The following is a 1303-nucleotide window of genomic DNA, read 5'->3' as shown; positions in this document are numbered from 1 at the left end:
ACCACCGCCGAGGGCAGGATCACCTCGCAGGCCGAAGCGATCACCGCGCTGGATCTGGCCCTGACCGGCAAGGCCAGCGCCTCGGCACTGGACAGCCTGTCCCTGACCGTGGGCGGGATCGGCAATGCGGTGACCGCCCAGGGCGATGCTTTGCAGGCGCTGGATGTCGCCGCTGGCAAATACTCCGCCGGGGGCCGGTTCCGCACCACGGTCGAGGCCACGCCAGAAGGGGCGACCGCCCGGATCGGCCTCTCGGTCGCCGCCGGGCCGGGCGATGACACTACGAGTGCGGCCCTGTTTCTGGAGGCAGACAGCAGCGGTGCGAGTTCGGTTCTGATCCGTGCCGACCGTTTTGCGGTGGTGAATGGCGCGGCGAAGAAGGCGCTGTTTGTCATCGAGGAGGGCGATGTCTGGCTGCGCTCTGCCATGATCAAAACCGCCTCGATCAATACGCTGATGCTGGCGGGCAATGCGGTGACCGTGCCGGTGCGGCGGTTTGCGGGCGGCTATGTGGACATCACCTCGGACGACACCTGGGTCACCGTTGCCGTGTTGCGCATCCGGCGCCGGGGCATGGCGACCGAACTCTCGTTCAGCTGCTCGATGGATGGTTACGGCAATGGCGCGGTCGAGTTTCTGGTCACGCGCGGACCAGGCAATACCCCGCTGCGCGCGGCCAGCGCCGCCGGTGCCCCGAACGGGCGCCAGTCGCAGGTCGCCTTCTCGACCGTCGATTGGGATACCGGCACCGGCATGACGGCCTATCGGATCCGGGCGCGCAAGGCGAACCCGGCCGTCACCGCAGGCTGGAACGCCGATATGCGGGTGTTTCGCCGCTATTTCTCAGCAACCCAGTTCCAGAGGTGATCCATGGTCGCTTTCATCGTCTATGACCCGGACCATAGCGCCAGCGCCAAGCCGGTGACCGAATATGGTGACTGCCCGGCCGAGGATGTGGCCGATCAGGGCGGCAGCCTGACCTCAGTCGCGGTGCCGGAAAGCCAGATGGCCACATTCCAGAATGCGGTCGCGCTGATCGAGAGCCCGCTCTGGGCCGACAGCACGATCCGCACGCTGAATTTCAACCCCGCGACCGAAACCCTGTCGCTGTCGATCCTGTCGCCCAGCGGCATGTCCGAGCGCACGGTCGATGCCATCCGCACGCAGCTGCTGGCCGACAGCGACTGGACGCAGCTGCTCGATGCCCCCCTCACGCCCGCCAAACAGGCCCAATGGGCGACATATCGGCAGGAACTGCGCGATATCCCCTCCCAGCCCGGCTACCCCGGATCGGTCTCATGGC

Annotated in this window: 2 protein-coding genes; both read left to right on the top strand. The window is 66.8% G+C overall.

Annotated elements, in window-relative coordinates; translation table 11 throughout:
* A partial coding sequence (locus IE126_RS25675; RefSeq protein WP_189383225.1) for a phage tail tip fiber protein occupies nucleotides 1-867 on the top strand: 867 nt, incomplete at its 5' end.
* Nucleotides 868-870: 3 nt separating this feature from the next.
* On the top strand, nucleotides 871-1303 hold a 433-nt coding region (locus IE126_RS26220; RefSeq protein ID WP_229825961.1), incomplete at its 3' end, for a tail fiber assembly protein.

The organism is Gemmobacter nanjingensis (assembly GCF_014652195.1).
Lineage (GTDB): Bacteria > Pseudomonadota > Alphaproteobacteria > Rhodobacterales > Rhodobacteraceae > Gemmobacter > Gemmobacter caeni.
The sequence above is the reverse complement of the archived record's forward strand: the minus strand, read 5'-3'. Positions and strand labels throughout refer to the sequence as shown.